Annotated in this window: 15 protein-coding genes and 1 riboswitch; of the genes, 4 read left to right on the top strand and 11 right to left on the bottom strand. The window is 63.1% G+C overall.

The features are described from left to right. Positions 1 to 8: 8 nt before the first annotated feature. Entirely contained in the window at positions 9 to 1,382 is a 1,374-nt protein-coding gene (locus FF124_RS00360) for a sugar porter family MFS transporter (RefSeq protein ID WP_281285210.1), read from the bottom strand. A gap of 192 nt (positions 1,383 to 1,574) precedes the next feature. Further along, a riboswitch (TPP riboswitch) is annotated at positions 1,575 to 1,684 on the top strand. Between the two features lie 66 nt (positions 1,685 to 1,750). Here FF124_RS00360 and FF124_RS00355 point away from each other — a divergent pair. The 3 genes from FF124_RS00355 to FF124_RS00345 all read left to right on the top strand — a co-directional run bounded on the left by FF124_RS00355 (position 1,751) and on the right by FF124_RS00345 (position 3,861). Then, on the top strand, positions 1,751 to 2,506 hold the full coding sequence (locus FF124_RS00355) for an ABC transporter permease (RefSeq protein WP_246072131.1): 756 nt from the start codon (positions 1,751 to 1,753) through the stop codon (positions 2,504 to 2,506). Between the two features lie 30 nt (positions 2,507 to 2,536). Beyond that, on the top strand, positions 2,537 to 3,478 hold the full coding sequence (locus tag FF124_RS00350) for an ABC transporter substrate-binding protein (protein WP_138746494.1): 942 nt from the start codon (positions 2,537 to 2,539) through the stop codon (positions 3,476 to 3,478). 176 nt (positions 3,479 to 3,654) lie between these two features. Then, complete coding sequence (locus FF124_RS00345; RefSeq protein WP_138746493.1) at positions 3,655 to 3,861, top strand: hypothetical protein; 207 nt, start codon at positions 3,655 to 3,657, stop codon at positions 3,859 to 3,861. 28 nt (positions 3,862 to 3,889) lie between these two features. Here FF124_RS00345 and glyS read toward each other — a convergent pair whose 3' ends face one another. Beyond that, positions 3,890 to 6,004 (bottom strand): glycine--tRNA ligase subunit beta, encoded by a 2,115-nt coding sequence (gene glyS / locus FF124_RS00340; RefSeq protein ID WP_138746492.1) that lies wholly within the window; start codon positions 6,002 to 6,004, stop codon positions 3,890 to 3,892. A gap of 153 nt (positions 6,005 to 6,157) precedes the next feature. Here glyS and FF124_RS00335 point away from each other — a divergent pair, with 153 nt between their 5' ends. Then, a complete protein-coding gene (locus tag FF124_RS00335) occupies positions 6,158 to 6,751 on the top strand; it encodes a hypothetical protein (protein WP_138746491.1) in 594 nt (197 codons plus the stop codon). 5 nt (positions 6,752 to 6,756) lie between these two features. On the opposite strand, the gene FF124_RS00330 is transcribed toward FF124_RS00335, so the two are convergent. From FF124_RS00330 to FF124_RS00290, 9 genes are all read right to left on the bottom strand, one after another. Continuing rightward, complete coding sequence (locus tag FF124_RS00330) at positions 6,757 to 8,697, bottom strand: DUF2207 domain-containing protein (RefSeq protein WP_138746490.1); 1,941 nt, start codon at positions 8,695 to 8,697, stop codon at positions 6,757 to 6,759. 209 nt (positions 8,698 to 8,906) lie between these two features. Further along, on the bottom strand, positions 8,907 to 10,172 hold the full coding sequence (gene aroA, locus FF124_RS00325; RefSeq protein WP_138746489.1) for a 3-phosphoshikimate 1-carboxyvinyltransferase: 1,266 nt from the start codon (positions 10,170 to 10,172) through the stop codon (positions 8,907 to 8,909). Positions 10,173 to 10,243: 71 nt separating this feature from the next. Then, a complete protein-coding gene (locus tag FF124_RS00320; RefSeq protein ID WP_187326755.1) occupies positions 10,244 to 10,807 on the bottom strand; it encodes a LemA family protein in 564 nt (187 codons plus the stop codon). Between the two features lie 55 nt (positions 10,808 to 10,862). Further along, on the bottom strand, positions 10,863 to 11,807 hold the full coding sequence (locus FF124_RS00315) for a glycine--tRNA ligase subunit alpha (RefSeq protein WP_138746953.1): 945 nt from the start codon (positions 11,805 to 11,807) through the stop codon (positions 10,863 to 10,865). Positions 11,808 to 11,958: 151 nt separating this feature from the next. Next, positions 11,959 to 13,452 (bottom strand): sodium/proline symporter PutP, encoded by a 1,494-nt coding sequence (gene putP / locus FF124_RS00310; protein WP_138746488.1) that lies wholly within the window; start codon positions 13,450 to 13,452, stop codon positions 11,959 to 11,961. A 342-nt stretch (positions 13,453 to 13,794) separates the two neighbouring features. Continuing rightward, positions 13,795 to 13,989 carry a hypothetical protein gene (locus FF124_RS00305; protein ID WP_024708009.1) on the bottom strand — a complete coding sequence of 65 codons (195 nt, stop codon included), beginning with the start codon at positions 13,987 to 13,989 and terminating at the stop codon, positions 13,795 to 13,797. A 10-nt stretch (positions 13,990 to 13,999) separates the two neighbouring features. Further along, a complete protein-coding gene (locus FF124_RS00300; RefSeq protein WP_138746487.1) occupies positions 14,000 to 14,866 on the bottom strand; it encodes a S49 family peptidase in 867 nt (288 codons plus the stop codon). 68 nt (positions 14,867 to 14,934) lie between these two features. After that, a complete protein-coding gene (locus FF124_RS00295) occupies positions 14,935 to 15,735 on the bottom strand; it encodes a tRNA1(Val) (adenine(37)-N6)-methyltransferase (RefSeq protein ID WP_138746486.1) in 801 nt (266 codons plus the stop codon). Further along, a complete protein-coding gene (locus tag FF124_RS00290) occupies positions 15,732 to 15,956 on the bottom strand; it encodes a putative signal transducing protein (RefSeq protein ID WP_187326781.1) in 225 nt (74 codons plus the stop codon). The genes FF124_RS00295 and FF124_RS00290 overlap by 4 nt, the downstream gene beginning before the upstream one ends. Positions 15,957 to 15,984 lie beyond the last annotated feature (28 nt).

Here is a 15,984-nt window from a genome sequence, read left to right as displayed (position 1 = left end):
CGGGCGGATCAGTCCGCAGCCACCGTGCGCTGTTCGATTTCCTCAAGCGTGATGCCCTTGGTTTCCGGCGCCACGGCGATCGCGTAGAAAATGCCGATCACGCAGAAGCCGGTGAAGATCCCGAAAGTCCCGACGATGCCGATGCCCGCCAGAAGTTCGGGGAACAGCAGGGCGACGACAAAGTTGAAGAACCAGTTGGCGATCGATGCCAGCGCCATGCCGCGCGGACGCAGTCTCAGCGGGAACAGTTCGGCCATGTAGAGCCAGGGCAACGGGCCAAGGCTGACGGCGAAGAAGGCGATGAAGGCGAAGATCCCGATCAAGGCCAGATAGGGGGTCGCGGCGACATCCATCATGGTCGCGACGGTTACCAGCGCCATGGAGGCGGCGGTGCCGAGAAAGCCCAGGATCAGCAGCTTGCGCCGGCCTATGGATTCAACCAGATACATGGCGACGATCGTCAGCGCCACATTGACGACGCCGATGCCGACGGTGGCCAGAAGCTGGGTCATGGTGCCGGAGAAGCCGGCGCTCTTGAAGATTTCCGGCGCGTAATAGATGATCGCGTTGATGCCGGAGAGCTGCTGCAGCACGAACACGATCATGGCAAAGCTCGTGACCGGCAGGATGCCCTTTTTCAGAAAGGTGCTCCATGCGGGGGTTGCTTCTTCATCCCTCGCGCTTTCCTTGATCTCGGCGATGATTTCATCGATTTCGGCATCGGAACTCTCCGGCTGCAGCTTGGCGATGATGTCGCGCGCCTTGTCGGCGTTCGAATTCAGCGTCAGCCAGCGCGGCGTTTCCGGCGAGAGCAGGATGCCGGCAAGGGCGATGATCGACGGGAACACGCCGACGCCGATCATCCAGCGCCAGTCGCCGGTGCCGCCGAAGGCCGCGTCCGACATGTAGGAAATCATGATGCCGATGGTGATCATCAACTGGAAGGCCGAAACGATGGTGCCGCGAATGCGTGCCGGCGCCACTTCCGCCAGGAACATCGGGGCTGTCATGGCCGATGCGCCGATGCCGACGCCGATCAGAAGGCGGGCGAGCGTCAGCACATATTGGTTGAAGGCGAAAGCGGAAATCAGCGAGCCGACGAGGAAGATCACGGCGCCGAGGATCAGCATCGGCTTTCGTCCGTAGCGGTCGGTGGTAACCATGGCAAGCAGCGTACCCGCCACCGCGCCGAGCGGCACGGCCGAGGTGATCACGCCCTCCATGAAAGGCGTGATGGTGAAATCCTGTTTGATGAACGGCAAAGCGCCGGAAATCACGCCCTGGTCAAAGCCGAAGAGCATGCCGAACAGTGCCGCCACGATGACGATGGCGATAAGCATTGGTTTCCTCCGCAAAATAAGGCGCAGCCGGCTTTCCGGCACGCCTGTCAGTTTTTTCTGTTTTCCGACCCTTAGTCTTTTTTTGTGAACGCTAGCTGAAAATTTCGCCTGCAGCCAAGGTTTCCTGACAACTTGAAGATGAGAATCGCCCTTGTTGTCAACTCAATTCGCCTTTTCGCGGCCGCAAGGAGTGTCGGCGCTTCTTGACCGGGCCGCACGACACGGGCATAGATGAGCGCATCCGAGGGGTGCGATCTTCGTCAGAGGATGCTGAGATGGCTTGAAGCCGAACCCTTGAACCTGATCCGGGTCATGCCGGCGTAGGAACGGAGTTTGGTGTTGAGCGATACGCCCATAAAATCAGCCTGTTTTGTTACGTCCGCTGCCCGGCTGCGCCGGGGAGAGGGGACTTGAGACAAAGCCTTGTCGCCGTTTTCAGATCTCTTCTGGTGGTGCTTGCACTCGTCCTGCTGTGGCAGGCGGTCGTCACGGCGCTTGAGCTGCCGCGCTATATCCTGCCCGCGCCCTCAGCCGTTGCCGCAAGGCTGTGGACCGGCCATGCTTCTCTGCTGACGAATGCCCTCATCACGCTGCGCGAGATCATCGCCGGCTTTGCCGCCGGCGCGGTTTTTGGCGCGGGCGCCGCCTTTCTGCTCGCCGGTTTTCCCCGGTTCGGACGTCTCGTCTGGCCGGCGCTCGTCGTGCTGCAATCCTTCCCGGTTTTCGTCATCGCGCCCATGCTGGTGCTCTGGTTCGGGTTCGGCATGACGTCCAAGGTGGTGATGACGATGATCATCGTCTTCTTTCCGGTCGCCTCGAATTTCGCCGACGGGCTTGCCCGCACCGACAGCGCCATCGTCAAGGCGGCGCATCTCGATGGGGCCGGACACTGGCAACTTCTCATTCTCATCCGGCTGCCGCTCGCCATGCCGCAACTGTTTTCGGGCCTGCGCATCGCAGCACCCCTTGCCCCTCTCGGCGCCGTCGTCGGCGAATGGGTGGGCGCTGCCGGCGGTCTCGGTTTCGTCATGGTGCAGGCCAATGCCCGTATGCAGGCCGATACGGTGTTTGCCGCCATGTTCATCCTGGCGCTCGAGGCCGTCCTGTTTCGCAAGGCGGTGGATCTTGCCGCGCCCTTTTTCACCCGCTGGTCGCCCGCCCAATGAGCGGCCGCGCGATTTCCCAAGGAGGATCAAATGCTCAAAAGACTAGCCCTCGCGGCCGCCCTGGCGCTTCTGCCCGGCCTTGCCGCCGCCAATGACAAGCTCAGCGTCATTCTCGAATGGTATGTGAACCCGGACCACGCACCAATGGTGATTGCCGAGGCAAACGGCTATTTCGCCGACGAGGGGCTCGACGTGGACCTCGTGCCGCCGGCCGATCCGTCCATGGTGCCGCGCATGGTCGCCGCCGGCCGGGCCGATATCGGCGTTCACTACCAGCCGAACCTCTATCTCGACCATGCCGCCGGCATCGACATCAAGCGCTTCGGCACGCTGGTCTCCACACCGCTCAACACGCTGACGGTAATGGCAAACGGACCGGTGCAGTCGCTCGCCGACCTGAAGGGCCGCAAGATCGGCTTTTCGGTCGCCGGCATCGAGGAGGCGGTGGTTTCCGCCATGCTCTCGAGTGCCGGGCTCACGCGAGACGACATCACGCTGGTCAATGTCAATTTCGCGCTTACCCAGTCGCTCCTCTCCGGTCAGGTCGATGCCACGATCGGCGCGTTCCGCAATTTCGAATTGACCCAGATGGCGATCGAAGGCGAGGAGGGCAAGGCCTTTTTCCCGGAGGAGAACGGCGTCCCGGTCTATGACGAGCTGATTTATGTGACCCGCAGCGACCTCATCGACGATGATCGCCTGCCGCGCTTCCTCGACGCGGTGGAACGCGCGACGATCTTCATCACCAACCACCCGGACGAGGCCTGGAACTCTTTCGCCGAGGCCTATCCCGATCTCGACGACGAACTGAACCGCACGGCCTTTGCCGATACCATCACTCGTTTTAGCAAGAGCCCCGCCGCCTTCGATGCCGGCCGCTACCAGCGGTTCGGCGCATTCATGGCGGAAAACGGACTGATCGAGGAGGCGCCCGAGGTTTCGGACATCTCGGTTTCGCTTTACGAGGGATAGGCCTTTCCGGCCTCAAATCGCCACAAAACCGGATTAGAAGGAACGAAATACAGGAAGGCGGCCACTGGCCGTCTTTCGCGTTTCGGTCTTTTTAAGTTGAAAGACGGACGGCGGCGCGTCGTCCCGAGGAAGACCGATCTCGATCATGCGCTTTTCAGCCTCAGGGAGATCGGAACATGAAACTAGCCGGCCTGGTGCTGGTGGTGATCGGCCTTGCCACCCTGACCATCCGTTTCGGCCTTTATCACTATCGCGACGTCGCTGGCGATATCGAGGGCAGTCTTCTGACCCCGCTCGCCCATCTCGTCCTCCTGGTCGGCGCCCTGCTTCTGGCGCTGCATCTCGTGCTGCGCTTCGTCCGGCATGTGATCTGGCACGATTGAGAGCGTCGTCGGCGGAGGGCGGCGGCCCTCAGCCGGCAATCTTCGAGAAGTCCGCCACCGTGCCGGTCGCCTCGCGGATCATCGCCAGCAACGCCAGGCGGTTTGCCCGCACGGCCTCGTCCTCGGTATTGACCAGCACATCCTCAAAGAAGGCGTCGACGGGTGCACGCAGCGCCGAAAGCGCCTCCATGGCGGCAAAGTAGTCTTCCCGCTTCGAGGCTTCGCGCGCCCTCTTCTCCGCCGCAAGAATGGCGTCGTGGAGCGCCTTTTCGGCATCGGTTTCAAACAGCGCCGGATCAACCGTGTCGGCAACCCGCGTCTTCTTCTTTTCTTCCGCAGCGAGAAGCTGTCCGGCGCGTTTTTCGCCCGCCAGCAGGTTCCTGCCGTCTTCTGAATCGAGGAATTTCGTCAGCGCCTCCACCCGCCGGGCAACGACTTCCAGATCATCCGCGTCCGCCGACAATACCGCGTCGATCAGATCGTGACGCGCGCCCATGTCGCGCAGATAGACCTTGAAGCGGTCGTGGAAGAAGGAGAGCAGGTCGCGGTCGTCGAAGACCGAAAGCAGCGGCAGGCGGACGCCGCGCTCCAGTATGATGCGGATGACGCCAAGCGCGGCGCGCCTCAAAGCATAGGGGTCGCCGGAACCGGTCGGCTTTTCGTCGATCGACCAGAAGCCCGTCAGCGTGTCGAGCTTGTCGGCGAGCGCCACCGTCAGCGAGACCTTGTTGCGCGGTACGACATCGGAGGGGCCGAGCGGCTTGTAGTGTTCCTCGATGGCGGCCGCGACATCCTCGCTCTCGCCCTGCAGAAGCGCGTATTTGCGGCCCATGGCGCCCTGAAGCTCGGGGAATTCGCCGACGGCCTCGGTGCGAAGATCCGCCTTTGCCAGAACCACGGCGCGGTCCACCTCGGCCGCATCGGCGCCAACGATCGGGGCCAGATCCCCTGCCAGTTTGCGGATGCGGTCGACGCGGGCGCCCTGGCTGCCGAGCCTGGCGTGGAAGGTCACGTTCAGCGCGTCGAGCTTGGCCATGCGCTGGTCGAGCGGTTTCTTCAGGTCGAGGCCGAACTGCGCCGCCGATTTCTTAAGCGTCGCAAGGTCCGGCAGGTCGCGCTGGTCCATATGCCAGAAATGCAGCGCGTCGGAGAGGCGCGCGCGCACGACCTTGCCGTTGCCGTAGCGGATTTCCTTGCCGCCGTCGGTGGCGGCGATGTTGGCAACCAGGATAAACTTGTTGGTGAGGCTGTCCTCGCCATGCTTCCTGACGACGAAGCATTTCTGGTTGGTCTTGATCGTCAGGCGGATGATCTCGTCCGGGATTTCGAGGAAGGCTTCCTCGAATTCGCCGAGCAGCACCTGCGGATATTCGACAAGGCCGGCAACCTCGTCCAGAAGCCCCTCATCCTCGACCACGTCGAGCCCGTTGGCAAAGGCCAGATTGGCGGCGTCATCGCGGATGATATCCTTGCGCCGGTCGGCATCGAGAATGACGCAGGCCTTTTCCAGGCCCGCCGCATAATCGGCGAACCGCCTGACCTCGAAGGGTTCCGGCGCGTGGAAACGGTGACCATAGGTGACATTCGAGGCGGCAATGCCGTCGATCTCGAAATCGATGACCCTGGTTTCCTCGATCTCCGTGCCGAAGGTGCAAACGATCGACTGCAGCGGCCTCACCCAGCGCAGCGCGCCGGGCTCGGAAGACGCAGCGCCCCAGCGCATCGATTTCGGCCATGGGAAGTTGCGGATGATGCCGGGCATCACGTCGCGGATGATCTCTTCGGCATCGCGTCCGGGCTTTTCGATGACGGCGACGTAGAAATCGCCCTTCTTCGGGTCCGACTGGATCTGCGCCTGGGAAATGTCGTCAAGGCCAGCGCCGCGCAGAAAGCCCGCGACCGCCTTTTCCGGCGAGCCGACGCGCGGGCCCTTGCGCTCCTCGCGCACATCGGCCGAGCGCGCCGTCAGCCCGTGGATGTCGAGCGTCAGCCGGCGCGGGGTGAAATATTCGCGCGCGCCCTCATAGGTCAGACCCGCATCCACCAGCGCATCGGTCACGCGCTTCTTCAGTTCGCCTGCCGCCTGGCGCTGCATGCGGGCGGGGATTTCCTCGGAACGGAGTTCAAGCAAAAGGTCGGGCATGGGACAGCTTCTATCGTGGTCTGAATGTCGGTGACGGCGTGTTAGCAAGCCCGGCGGCAAAAGTCATCCGGGAATAGAGGTTTTGGAAGGTCCGACGGCACAGAAGCGCCGCCGCGCCACGCAATTGCCGGATTTTGGGATCCATCATGCAGCATGAACAGAAAAATCGCAGTCCCATTCTCCGCGCTTGCCCTTATGGCGCTTGCCGCCGCGCCCGCCCAGGCGGAAACGATGTTGCCGCAGGGCCACTACAAGACGGCCTGCCTGCCGATCGGCAAGAATGACCGCCACGGCTTTATCGCCGAGGTGACGATCGAAGGCGCAGTTCTGTCGGCGACCGCGCAATCCTATGCGCATGACAACTGCGATGTCCCGACCGTGAAGGCGGAGTATCGCGGCGTTATCGAGGAGGCCAGCCGCCAGGAAAACCATATCGATTTCGTTCAGCGCACCGGTCCGTTCCTCTACACATTGCTGCTGCCCGAAGTGACGACCTATTACAACGCCAATATCGGCTCCGCCGGCTGCGATATCGGTGACTGGGAAACCGGCGTCCCGCGCGATGTTTCGGGCAAGACCTGCGCGCCCTACACCTTCCCGGAGGTCGGCTCCAGGCTGAAGGACCGGCTCTGGATCAAGGGCGACCGGATATCCTTCGGCCATCTTCCGCTCAGCTGGCAGAACGAGGCCGATGGCGGCTTTCCCGAGACGTCGTCTCCGATAAGCTTCGTCAGGGTCGAGGACTGAGCCGCCTACCAGCCGCCGCCGCCACCACCGCCGCCTCCGCCTCCGGAGAAGCCGCCGCCGCCGGAAAAACCGGAGGACGAGGTGTTTTGCGTCGGCATGGAGGACGACATGGTGGACGCCATGGAGGAGGAGAAGCTGCCGATCTGGTCGGACAGGTTCTGGTGGCGAAAATCCCCGTAATACCAGTAGGGCGAATAATAGCTCGCCGTGCCCGCCGCGATTGCCGCCGTCAGCCATGTGTCGAAGGTCTTCGACCATGGTTTTTCAACGCCGAGCGCCACGGCATAGGGCAGCAGCGTCTCGAAGTGCTGCGGCGACATTTCCGGCGCGCCCGCAAGGTTCATGCGGTTTGCCTCGGCAAGAGTCAGATATTGTTTCAGCCCGGCGATCTCGTCCATTTTCTTCCGACCCGAAGGCGTCGGCGCGCCCATCAGGAAAAAGAACAGGAGGTTCATCAGCACGACCCCGCCGACGGAGGCGATCACCGCCCAGTCCTCGGCGTAAAGATGCGAGCTTGCGAGCGTCAGCAGCAGGCCGCCGAGCGCGTGGACGGCGAAGAAGCCGAATATGCCGATGCCGATCAGCAGGCCGACGGCCGAACCGAAACTGCGGCCGCGCCGGCGGAAACTGCGGGCGAAGGAGGCCGCGAAAGTGCTGATGACGATTGACATAAACCCCGATACCAGCAGAACCGGCACCACATCTTTGGAGATATAGCCGAAGGCGAAGAGCGCGATGACGGAGATAACCGAAAGCGCGACGCCGCCGATCGTGTAACCGATATTGGTGACGAAATAATCGCCGCGGTGCTCGCGCGTGATGGCGGAGGTGAAGGCGCTTGCCATGGAGGCGACCGACTTGCCATGGGCCTTGTCGACGATGAAGACGCCGCCGGCATCGTCGACGGCCTTCAGCAGCGCCTTCTGGCCGGGCGGCAAAGCGGGGTCGAAGGGCTTATCGGTGCGCTTCAGCGTCATGCCCTTCTTCGGCTCGTCGATGATCAGGAAGCCCTTGACCGCGAGGTCGATCGCCGTTGCCGCGATCGCGTCAAACCGGCTGGAGCCGAAACCCTGGTTCTCGACATAGGAGACGAGCGCCGGTGAAAGGCCTTCCGGCGGGTCCCAGCGCGGCACGACGATGCCGGCCGGCGGATCGCGGCCCACGCGCAGCCATGAGAGAAGATAGTAGGCAAAGACCAGCAAAAGACCGGCAAAGCCAATGAAATAATTGCGATAGTCGCTCAGGAACCAGCTGGCGCTCTCGGCATCGGTCGGCGCGTCGATCGCCCCCTTGGGCACGGCGATGACGACGGAAAGGCCTTCCTTCGGTCCAAGGGGAGCCGTCGTCTCGAAGGTGACGACATTGCCGTCGGTCGAAACCGTGGCGTTCTTGTCGCGCGAACCGTAGGCGCCGGTATAGAAGGTCGTGTCCGTCGGCTTCACGCCCTCAGGGAGGGTGATCACCGCTGTCGCCTTTTCGATCGGGAAAGCCCAGAAATTGCCGGTCGCGTTCCAGTAGATCTCGTCGTGATCGTCGAAATAGCGCACCTGCCGGTCGGTCTCGTAGGTGAGCTGATAGGTGTGGTTGCCGGGCGAAACCGTGGCATCGGCCGATCCCAGATAGATGCGGATGCCGCCCGATATGCTCTCCGTATGGTGGTCAACCGGCTTGCCGTCGAGCGTCGCGGATTTCAGGTCGAAGGTCACCTGGCCGGAACGGCCATCGTCATTGCGGAAGGTCAGCGGGAAATCGCGATAGATGCCGCGCTTGATCTGGTCGCCTTCGGCGTGGACGGCGATCGTCTCGGTGACGTCGTAGAGGCCGGATTTCTCGACGGTGACATTGGAGGTGAAGCTGTTGATGACCTCGGCTGCCTGGACGGGGGTGACGGCAAGAAGGAGCGTTGCGAGGAGGGTGGCGGCGAAGGGTGCCCGCCGATCTCCCACCTTGAGGGGGAGATGTCGCGAAAGCGACAGAGGGGGGTGAACCCTCTCGATCGGACTCAGAGTGCGCGGCTTTCGCTGCGCCCCTCTCTGCACCTCAAGGGGGGAGATTGAAGGGTGTGCCGCTGCGAAGTTCGCGCGAGCCCACAAGACCCACCGCATGGCAAAACCCCGCAAATCTGACAGTGTCCGGTTCGCCATGGTGCTTCCCCTCAGGTTTCGTACTTAACGCCCAGCGAAGCGAGCGCGTCCCAATATCCCGGATAGGTCTTGCCGACGCAAAGGGGATCGAGAATGGTGATGCCGGAAATCTTCAGGCCCGCAAGCGCAAAGCACATGGCAATGCGATGATCTGCAAAAGTGTCGATTTCGGCCGGCAGATGCTGACCGGCGAGGGCGGGATCGGCATGGACGATGAGGTCATCGCCATCTTCCTCCGCCAGTCCCTCGCGGATCGCGTTCAGTCCCAGCGACAGCGCCCGCGTGCGGTCGCACTCCTTGACGCGCAGGTTCTCGATGCCGGTAAAGCGTACGGGCGAATTGTTGAAGGCGGCGAGCACGGCAAGCGTCGGCACGGCGTCCTGCATCTGGCTGCCGTCGATTTCCGCCGGCATGTGCGGGAAGGAGGCGATCACGCCATAGGCCTTGGCATCGGGCTGGGTGAAGCTTTCCGCCGGCGTGCCGATGTCGATCGATCCGCCGGTGAGCTTTTCTGCCGCCCATAGATAGGTCGCGGCAGACGCATCCGGCTCAATGTGGAAGTCGGCCGCGCGGTAGCCGGTCGGCAGCACTTTCCAGGTCGCCTCGTCCACCTGCTCGACCTTGGCGCCGAAGGCGACCATGGCATCCAGCGTCAGGCCGATATAGCCGCGCGCGCCGATCTCCTTGCCGGTCAGCGCAATCGTCACCGGTTCCGTCGTGCCCTCGGGCGCAAGCGGGGCTGCCATCAGCAGGGCTGAGACATACTGGCTGGACAGCCCGGCGTCGATCTCCACCCGGCCCGTGCCGAAATGGCCCTGCCCCTCGATCGTCACCGGCGGGCAGCCGGTCGGCGCTTCCGCCTTGATTCCGAGGCTTTGTAACGCGATCACCAGGGGGGCGATCGGGCGTTTGTGCATGTGTTCGTCGCCGTCGACGATCACAATGCCCTCGACGGCTGCGGCGGCTGCCGTCAGAAACCGCGTCGCCGTGCCGGCATTGCCGAGGAAGAGCGGACCGGAGGGCGCTTGAAGACGCCCCGTTCCCGTGACGACGAAGCTTGTTTCGTCGGGCTCGTCCACGGAAACGCCCATGGCGCGCAGCGCATTGGCCATGTAGCGCGTGTCATCGCTCTTCAGCGCTCCCGTCAGCCGGCTGGTGCCGCGGGCAAGGCCTGCGAGCAGCAGCGCGCGGTTGGTGATCGACTTGGAGCCGGGCGGGTTGACCTTGCCGGAAAGGGCATGGCCGGGCGGAATGACAGTGAGCCTGTCCTTGTTCATGCGTAAGACTTTCATCCAGAGCGCGCCCAGGAAAAGTGGATGCCGGTTTTCCGTCCGGACACGCGAAAAAATCAGAACGAGACGTTGGGGACCGCCCGGTCGGCGGGCTCTTCGATCTCGAAATAGTCGCGCTTTTCAAAGCCGAACTGACCGGCGACGATATTGCTCGGGAAGCTCTCGACCTTGACGTTCAGCTCCCGCGTCGCGCCGTTATAGTAGCGCCGCGCCATCTGGATTTCGCTTTCGGTCTTTTCGAGCGAGGCCTGCAGATCGGCGAAGTTCTGGTTGGCCTTCAGATCCGGATAGGCTTCCGAGAGCGCGAAGAGGCGACCGAGCGCCTGGGTCAGCTCGCCCTCGGCCCGGGCGCGGCCGGTAACATCATTGGCGGCGACCGACTGCGCCTTGTTGCGCTTTTCGACAACCTCTTCCAGCGTGCCGCGCTCGTGGCTCGCATAGCCCTTCACGGTCTCGACCAGGTTCGGGATGAGATCGGCGCGGCGTTTGAGCTGCACGTCGATGCCGGACCAGGCCTCCTCGGCCGTCTGGCGCGCGCGCACCAGCGCGTTGTAGAGCGAAATCACGAAGCCCGCGATCGCGCCGATGATCACGATCAGGATGATAAGGGTTGTCAGCATGCGCGTCTCCCAAGCTCAACGATCAGGCGCGGTCAATAACGCCCCCTTGATCAGGTCAGGCCGCTTTCGGCTGGAACCCGCCTGCTTCCGTCAGAAGATAGGCTTCTCCGCAGGCTTTGGCCAGTGTGCGGACCCTGAGGATATAGCTCTGCCGCTCGGTGACCGAGATCACGCCGCGCGCATCCAGCAGGTTGAAGAGATGCGAGGCCTTGATGCACTGGTCATAGGCCGGAAAGACGCATTTGTGCAGGCTGGCCGCATCGCCCGGCGCGCCGGCTGCAAGCAGCGCTCGGCATTCGGCCTCGGCGTCGAGAAAGTGGCGGTGCAGCATCTCGGTATTGGCATATTCGAAATTGTGGCGCGAATATTCCTGCTCGGTCTGCAGGAAGACTTCGCCATAGGTGACCTTCTCGTCGCCCTCGCGGCCGTTGAAGTTGAGGTCGTAGACATTGTCAACGCCCTGCACATACATGGCCAGCCGCTCAAGGCCATAGGTCAGTTCGCCGGCCACCGGCGCGCATTCGATGCCGCAGACCTGCTGGAAATACGTGAACTGCGAGACCTCCATGCCGTCGCACCAGCATTCCCAGCCAAGGCCCCAGGAGCCCGTCGTCGGGTTTTCCCAGTCGTCCTCGACAAAGCGGATATCGTGCAGCAGCGGATCAAGGCCGATCGCCTTCAGCGAGCCGAGATAGAGCTCCTGCAGGTCCGGCGGCGAGGGCTTCAGGAGCACCTGACACTGGTAGTAATGCTGCAGCCGGTTCGGGTTTTCGCCGTAACGCCCGTCGGCGGGCCGGCGCGAGGGCTGTATATAGGCGACGTTCCAGCGCTTCGGTCCGAGCGCCCTGAGCGTCGTCGAGGGATGCAGCGTGCCGGCGCCCACTTCCATGTCATAGGGCTGAAGAATGGCGCAGCCCTTGTCGGCCCAATAGGCCTGCAGCGTCAGGATCAACCCCTGAAAGGAGCGCTTCGGGTGCATATGCGGCTTGATTTCGGACATCTCGGACATGGCATTCGGTCTCTCTGGAAGAATGACCGGTGAAGTGCCACTAAAGCGGCGAGGGGTCAAGTGGCGGAAGGCCGGGCAGCCGGGCCGAGAAGGAAAGGAAGGGGCGGCGGCACGATGCCCCGCCCCCCTTTTTCAGCTTCGCCTATTCCGCAGCGGGCGAAAGCGGGCGGAACTCGTCCTTGGTCGGCGTCATCAGGCTCACCACCCAGATGGCGATGAAGGCGACGATGAAGCCCGGGATGATCTCGTAAACGCCGGGGCCGCCGAGGAAGCTCGAGCCCCAGCCGAGCGAAATCCAGATGATGACGGTGAGCGCGCCGGCGACGAGACCCGCGACCGCGCCCGCGCCCGACATGCCGCGCCAGGTGAGCGACAGGATGATCAGCGGACCGAAGGCGGCACCGAAGCCGGCCCAGGCATTGGAGACGAGGCCGAGAACCTTCGAATCCGGGTCCCAGCCGATGATTGCGGCGACGATGGCAACGACCAGCACGAAGAAGCGGCCGATATTGACCATTTCCCGCTCGCTCGCATGGCGGCGCAGGAACAGGCGGTAGAAATCCTCTGTCAGCGAGGACGAGGCCACCAGAAGCTGGCTCGAGATCGTGCTCATGATCGCCGCCAGCAGCGCCGCCAGAAGGAAACCGGTCACCAGCGGAACGAAGAGCTGGTTGGCCAAAACGATGAAGATGGTCTCGGGGTCGGCGATGTCGATATTGTTGCCGACCACATAGGAGCGCCCGAAAATACCGAGCCCGACGGCGCCGGCCAGCGAGATGATCATCCAGGCCATGCCGATATTGCGCGCCTTCGGCACGTCCTCGACCGAACGCACGGCCATGAAGCGGACGATGATGTGCGGCTGGCCGAAATAGCCGAGCCCCCAGGCGACCGCCGAGAAGAAACCGACCACGGTCAGCCCGTGGAACATCGACAGGAAGTTCGGGTCGACGCTCAGCATCCGCGCTTCCGACACGCCGACGCCGCCGGCCTTGTAAACGACGACGAGCGGCATGATCACGAGCGCCAGCATCATGATGCAACCCTGGACGAAGTCGGTCAGGCTGACGGCAAGAAAGCCGCCGATCAGCGTGTAGACCAGAACAATGCCCATCGTCAGGATGATGCCGGTCTGGTAGGCGGAGAGACTGCCGATGTGGATGAGGTCGGGGAAAGCGGTGTCGAACAGCTTGCCGCCGGCGACAAGTCCGGAGCCGGTATAGACGGCGAAGAAGACGACGATGACGATCGCCGACACGCTTCGAAGCGCCATCGCCTTGCTGGGAAAGCGTTTCGACAGGAATTCCGGAATGGTCAGGCTGTTGTCATAGCGCTCGGTCTGCTCGCGCAGCCGGGGCGCGACGATGATCCAGTTGAAGAAGGCGCCGATGACAAGGCCGATCCCGATCCAGCTCTGCGTCAGGCCGGATACGAAGAGCGCGCCGGGAAGCCCCATCAGGAGCCAGCCGCTCATGTCGGATGCGCCGGCCGAAAGTGCGGCGACGGCCGGCGAAAGCTGACGCCCGCCGAGCATGTATTCTTCGGAATTGGACGTGGATTTGCGCCAGGCATAAATGCCGATGGCGATCATCAGAACGAAATAGAGTGTCAGACTGACAGTGACGCCGAAGCTCATGGCAGGTTCCCTTGCTGGAGGTCTGAACCGATCCGGTTCCTCGAGAGGAAATCGCGAGCGCCTCAGGCCGCCGCGCCTTCCGTTTTCCGGGGAGTTGCCTGACCGAAAAACCCTCGCGCCAGGGATATGGCAGGGAAGGGTCACCCCGTCAGAATCGGCGCATTGCGCAACTCCGCGTGAACGGTTCGCAGCTTGTCGGCGATTGGATTTTGCCGTTCACAGACAAAGTGTAACACTTTGATGAAAGTGGCGGCAAGTCGGTTGAAAAATGTCAATTATGCGGCGGAGGGCGGCGGTGGCCCTCCGATGCCCGCGCGGCGTCGCGGACTGAAGGCGCCCGCTTCAGGGCGCGTCGGTCTTCTTCACGTAATATTCGCCGGTCGCCGGGTCCTTCACCAGCGTGCCAGTGGCGCCGTTTTTCTGCTCGGCGCGCTTCTGTTCGCCGCGCGCGGTGACGGCTTCCGCGTCGTTGATGAACTTGCGGTAGAGCATGTAGCCGCCGCCCGCAATGGCGGCGAGAACCATAAGCCGTCCCATATCGGCCTCCTCACAAACCGTAGCGCGCCCATAATGCGCGTTCTTCCGCCGTTTCGGCAAGCCCCGAAGCGAGGCCCGCGCCGATTTCCGGGGCGGAAAGGCCGATGCCGGCAACCCCCGGCTTGGCGCGGCCGAGAAGATTGGTCGGCGTCGAGACGAGCTTCATCTCCGCCTTGTCGCCGTAACGCGCCTTCAGCGTCGCGCGCATCTCGCCGATACCGTCGACCAGACCGAGCTCCGCGCCCCTGATGCCGCTCCAGAACAGGCCGGAGAAGAGGTCCGGGTCGTCGGCAAGCTTTTCGCCGCGTCGTTCCTTCACCATCTGGATAAAGACCTGGTGGATTTCGCCCTGCAGGTCCTTGAGGAAGGCGACGTCCTTTTCCTTTTCCGGCTGGAAGGGGTCGAGCATCACCTTGTTCTCGCCGGCGGTATAGACGCGCCGCTCAACGCCGATCTTCTCGATCAGCCCGGTAAAGCCGAAGCCGCCGGAGACGACGCCGATGGAGCCGACGATCGAGGTCGGGTCGACGAAGATCTCGTCACCGGCGAGCGCGATCATGTAGCCGCCGGAGGCCGCGACGTCCTCGACGAAGATCAGCACCTTCTTGTTCTTTTCCTCGGAAAGCGCGCGGATGCGGCTGAAGATCAGACGCGACTGCACGGGAGAGCCGCCGGGCGAATTGAGCGAGATGGCAACGCATGGGCTCGCCTTCAGCGAAAACGCCTTGTCGAGCGCGGCAGAGACGGAGGCGAGGTTGAGACTGCGCCGTCCGGGGGAGCCGCCGGCCATGATCGCGCCGGAAAGCCGCACCACCGGAATGATCGTCTTGTCCTTGCGGAACCGCTTGGGGATCAACCCGGAAACCAGCCTCTTCATCCTGTCCTCGCCTCGCAAAATCGTTTCAACGCATGTATGCGCAGCCGCAGCAAAGACAAGGGCGAGCTTTAAAGATTCGCGCGTCGCGTCACGCCGTTGCGCGGATAGGATGCGCGGCCGTTGTTGAGGTCATCGACGAGCGGCAGGAAGGCGTGGCTGTCGCTTGCGTGCATAACGAGGGCCGGGCGCAGCGAAAGCCGGGCGCGCGATCCCTTGACGGCGGAGACGAGAATGCGGAACGCTTCCTCGCCGCTGCGGGCATGCACCGGCGTGATCTCGATCCCGCCGAAGCGCTTTCCGCATGCCGCGATGATCTCGCCGATCGACTGCGGCCTTGCAATCAGCGAGAGCACGCCGCCGGGCTTCAAAATGGCGCCGGCGGTGCGGATCCACTGTTCGAAAAGCCCGTCCGTCATGGCATGGGCGACGCCCTTCAGCGCATCGGGCGTGCGGCGGTCCGCCGTCCAGTTGAAGGGCGGGTTCATGATCACATGGTCGAACGCGTCATCGGTGAGGCCGGCGGTGTTGCGGGCTGCACCCTTCAGCGTCACATCGGCTTCATGCACGACAACGCGACCGGAGAGCGCGGCATTTTCCGCAAGGGCCAGCGTCTGCCGGGCGAAATCCGCCATTTCGGCGGAAATCTCGTAGAGGCGCACTTCGGCTTGCGGCAGGCGCGCGGCAACGGCAAGGCCGGCCGCGCCAGCGCCTGCGCCGAGATCGGCGACCTTAAGCCGGCCGTCGCCCTCCACCATCGCGGCCAGGAGCATGGCGTCCATGCCGGCCCGGTGGCCCCGGCCTTTCGGCTGGACAAGGAAGAAGCGTCCGCGATGGAAGGCGTCGATCGTCTTTTCAGGCATCGCGCTCATTCAGGTTTCAGCTCCTTGCCAAGCCCCGCCTCGGTCAGGATCGCGCGCGCTTCCGCCAGCTGGTCCTCCTCCACCATCAGCCGGCGCGGCAACAGGCCGAGCGAGCCTTCCATGACGCTCATTGACCGGTCGGCCACGAAAAAGTGAATGCCGGCATCTTTCAGAAGGCTCTCGGCAAGGCCCAGAACCACGGCGTCATTGGTGCGCATCAGATTGGTCAGGCCCATATCAAACTCCCGATTTTGAATG

This window comes from Martelella lutilitoris, assembly GCF_005924265.1.
Taxonomy (GTDB): Bacteria; Pseudomonadota; Alphaproteobacteria; order Rhizobiales; family Rhizobiaceae; genus Martelella; species Martelella lutilitoris.
Note: the sequence above shows the minus strand (reverse complement) of the source record. Positions and strands in the feature narration are given on the sequence as shown.

What these genes read in the sequence shown, in the direction of transcription:
- FF124_RS00295 (WP_138746486.1), bottom strand. Translation starts at nt 15,735, where the DNA reads ATGAGCGCGATGCCTGAAAAGACGATCGACGCCTTCCATCGCGGACGC.
- glyS (WP_138746492.1), bottom strand. Translation starts at nt 6,004, where the DNA reads ATGCCCGACCTTTTGCTTGAACTCCGTTCCGAGGAAATCCCCGCCCGC.
- FF124_RS00305 (WP_024708009.1), bottom strand. Translation starts at nt 13,989, where the DNA reads ATGGGACGGCTTATGGTTCTCGCCGCCATTGCGGGCGGCGGCTACATG.
- FF124_RS00345 (WP_138746493.1), top strand. Translation starts at nt 3,655, where the DNA reads ATGAAACTAGCCGGCCTGGTGCTGGTGGTGATCGGCCTTGCCACCCTG.
- putP (WP_138746488.1), bottom strand. Translation starts at nt 13,452, where the DNA reads ATGAGCTTCGGCGTCACTGTCAGTCTGACACTCTATTTCGTTCTGATG.
- aroA (WP_138746489.1), bottom strand. Translation starts at nt 10,172, where the DNA reads ATGAACAAGGACAGGCTCACTGTCATTCCGCCCGGCCATGCCCTTTCC.
- FF124_RS00300 (WP_138746487.1), bottom strand. Translation starts at nt 14,866, where the DNA reads ATGAAGAGGCTGGTTTCCGGGTTGATCCCCAAGCGGTTCCGCAAGGAC.
- FF124_RS00335 (WP_138746491.1), top strand. Translation starts at nt 6,158, where the DNA reads ATGAACAGAAAAATCGCAGTCCCATTCTCCGCGCTTGCCCTTATGGCG.
- FF124_RS00350 (WP_138746494.1), top strand. Translation starts at nt 2,537, where the DNA reads ATGCTCAAAAGACTAGCCCTCGCGGCCGCCCTGGCGCTTCTGCCCGGC.
- FF124_RS00315 (WP_138746953.1), bottom strand. Translation starts at nt 11,807, where the DNA reads ATGTCCGAAATCAAGCCGCATATGCACCCGAAGCGCTCCTTTCAGGGG.
- FF124_RS00320 (WP_187326755.1), bottom strand. Translation starts at nt 10,807, where the DNA reads ATGCTGACAACCCTTATCATCCTGATCGTGATCATCGGCGCGATCGCG.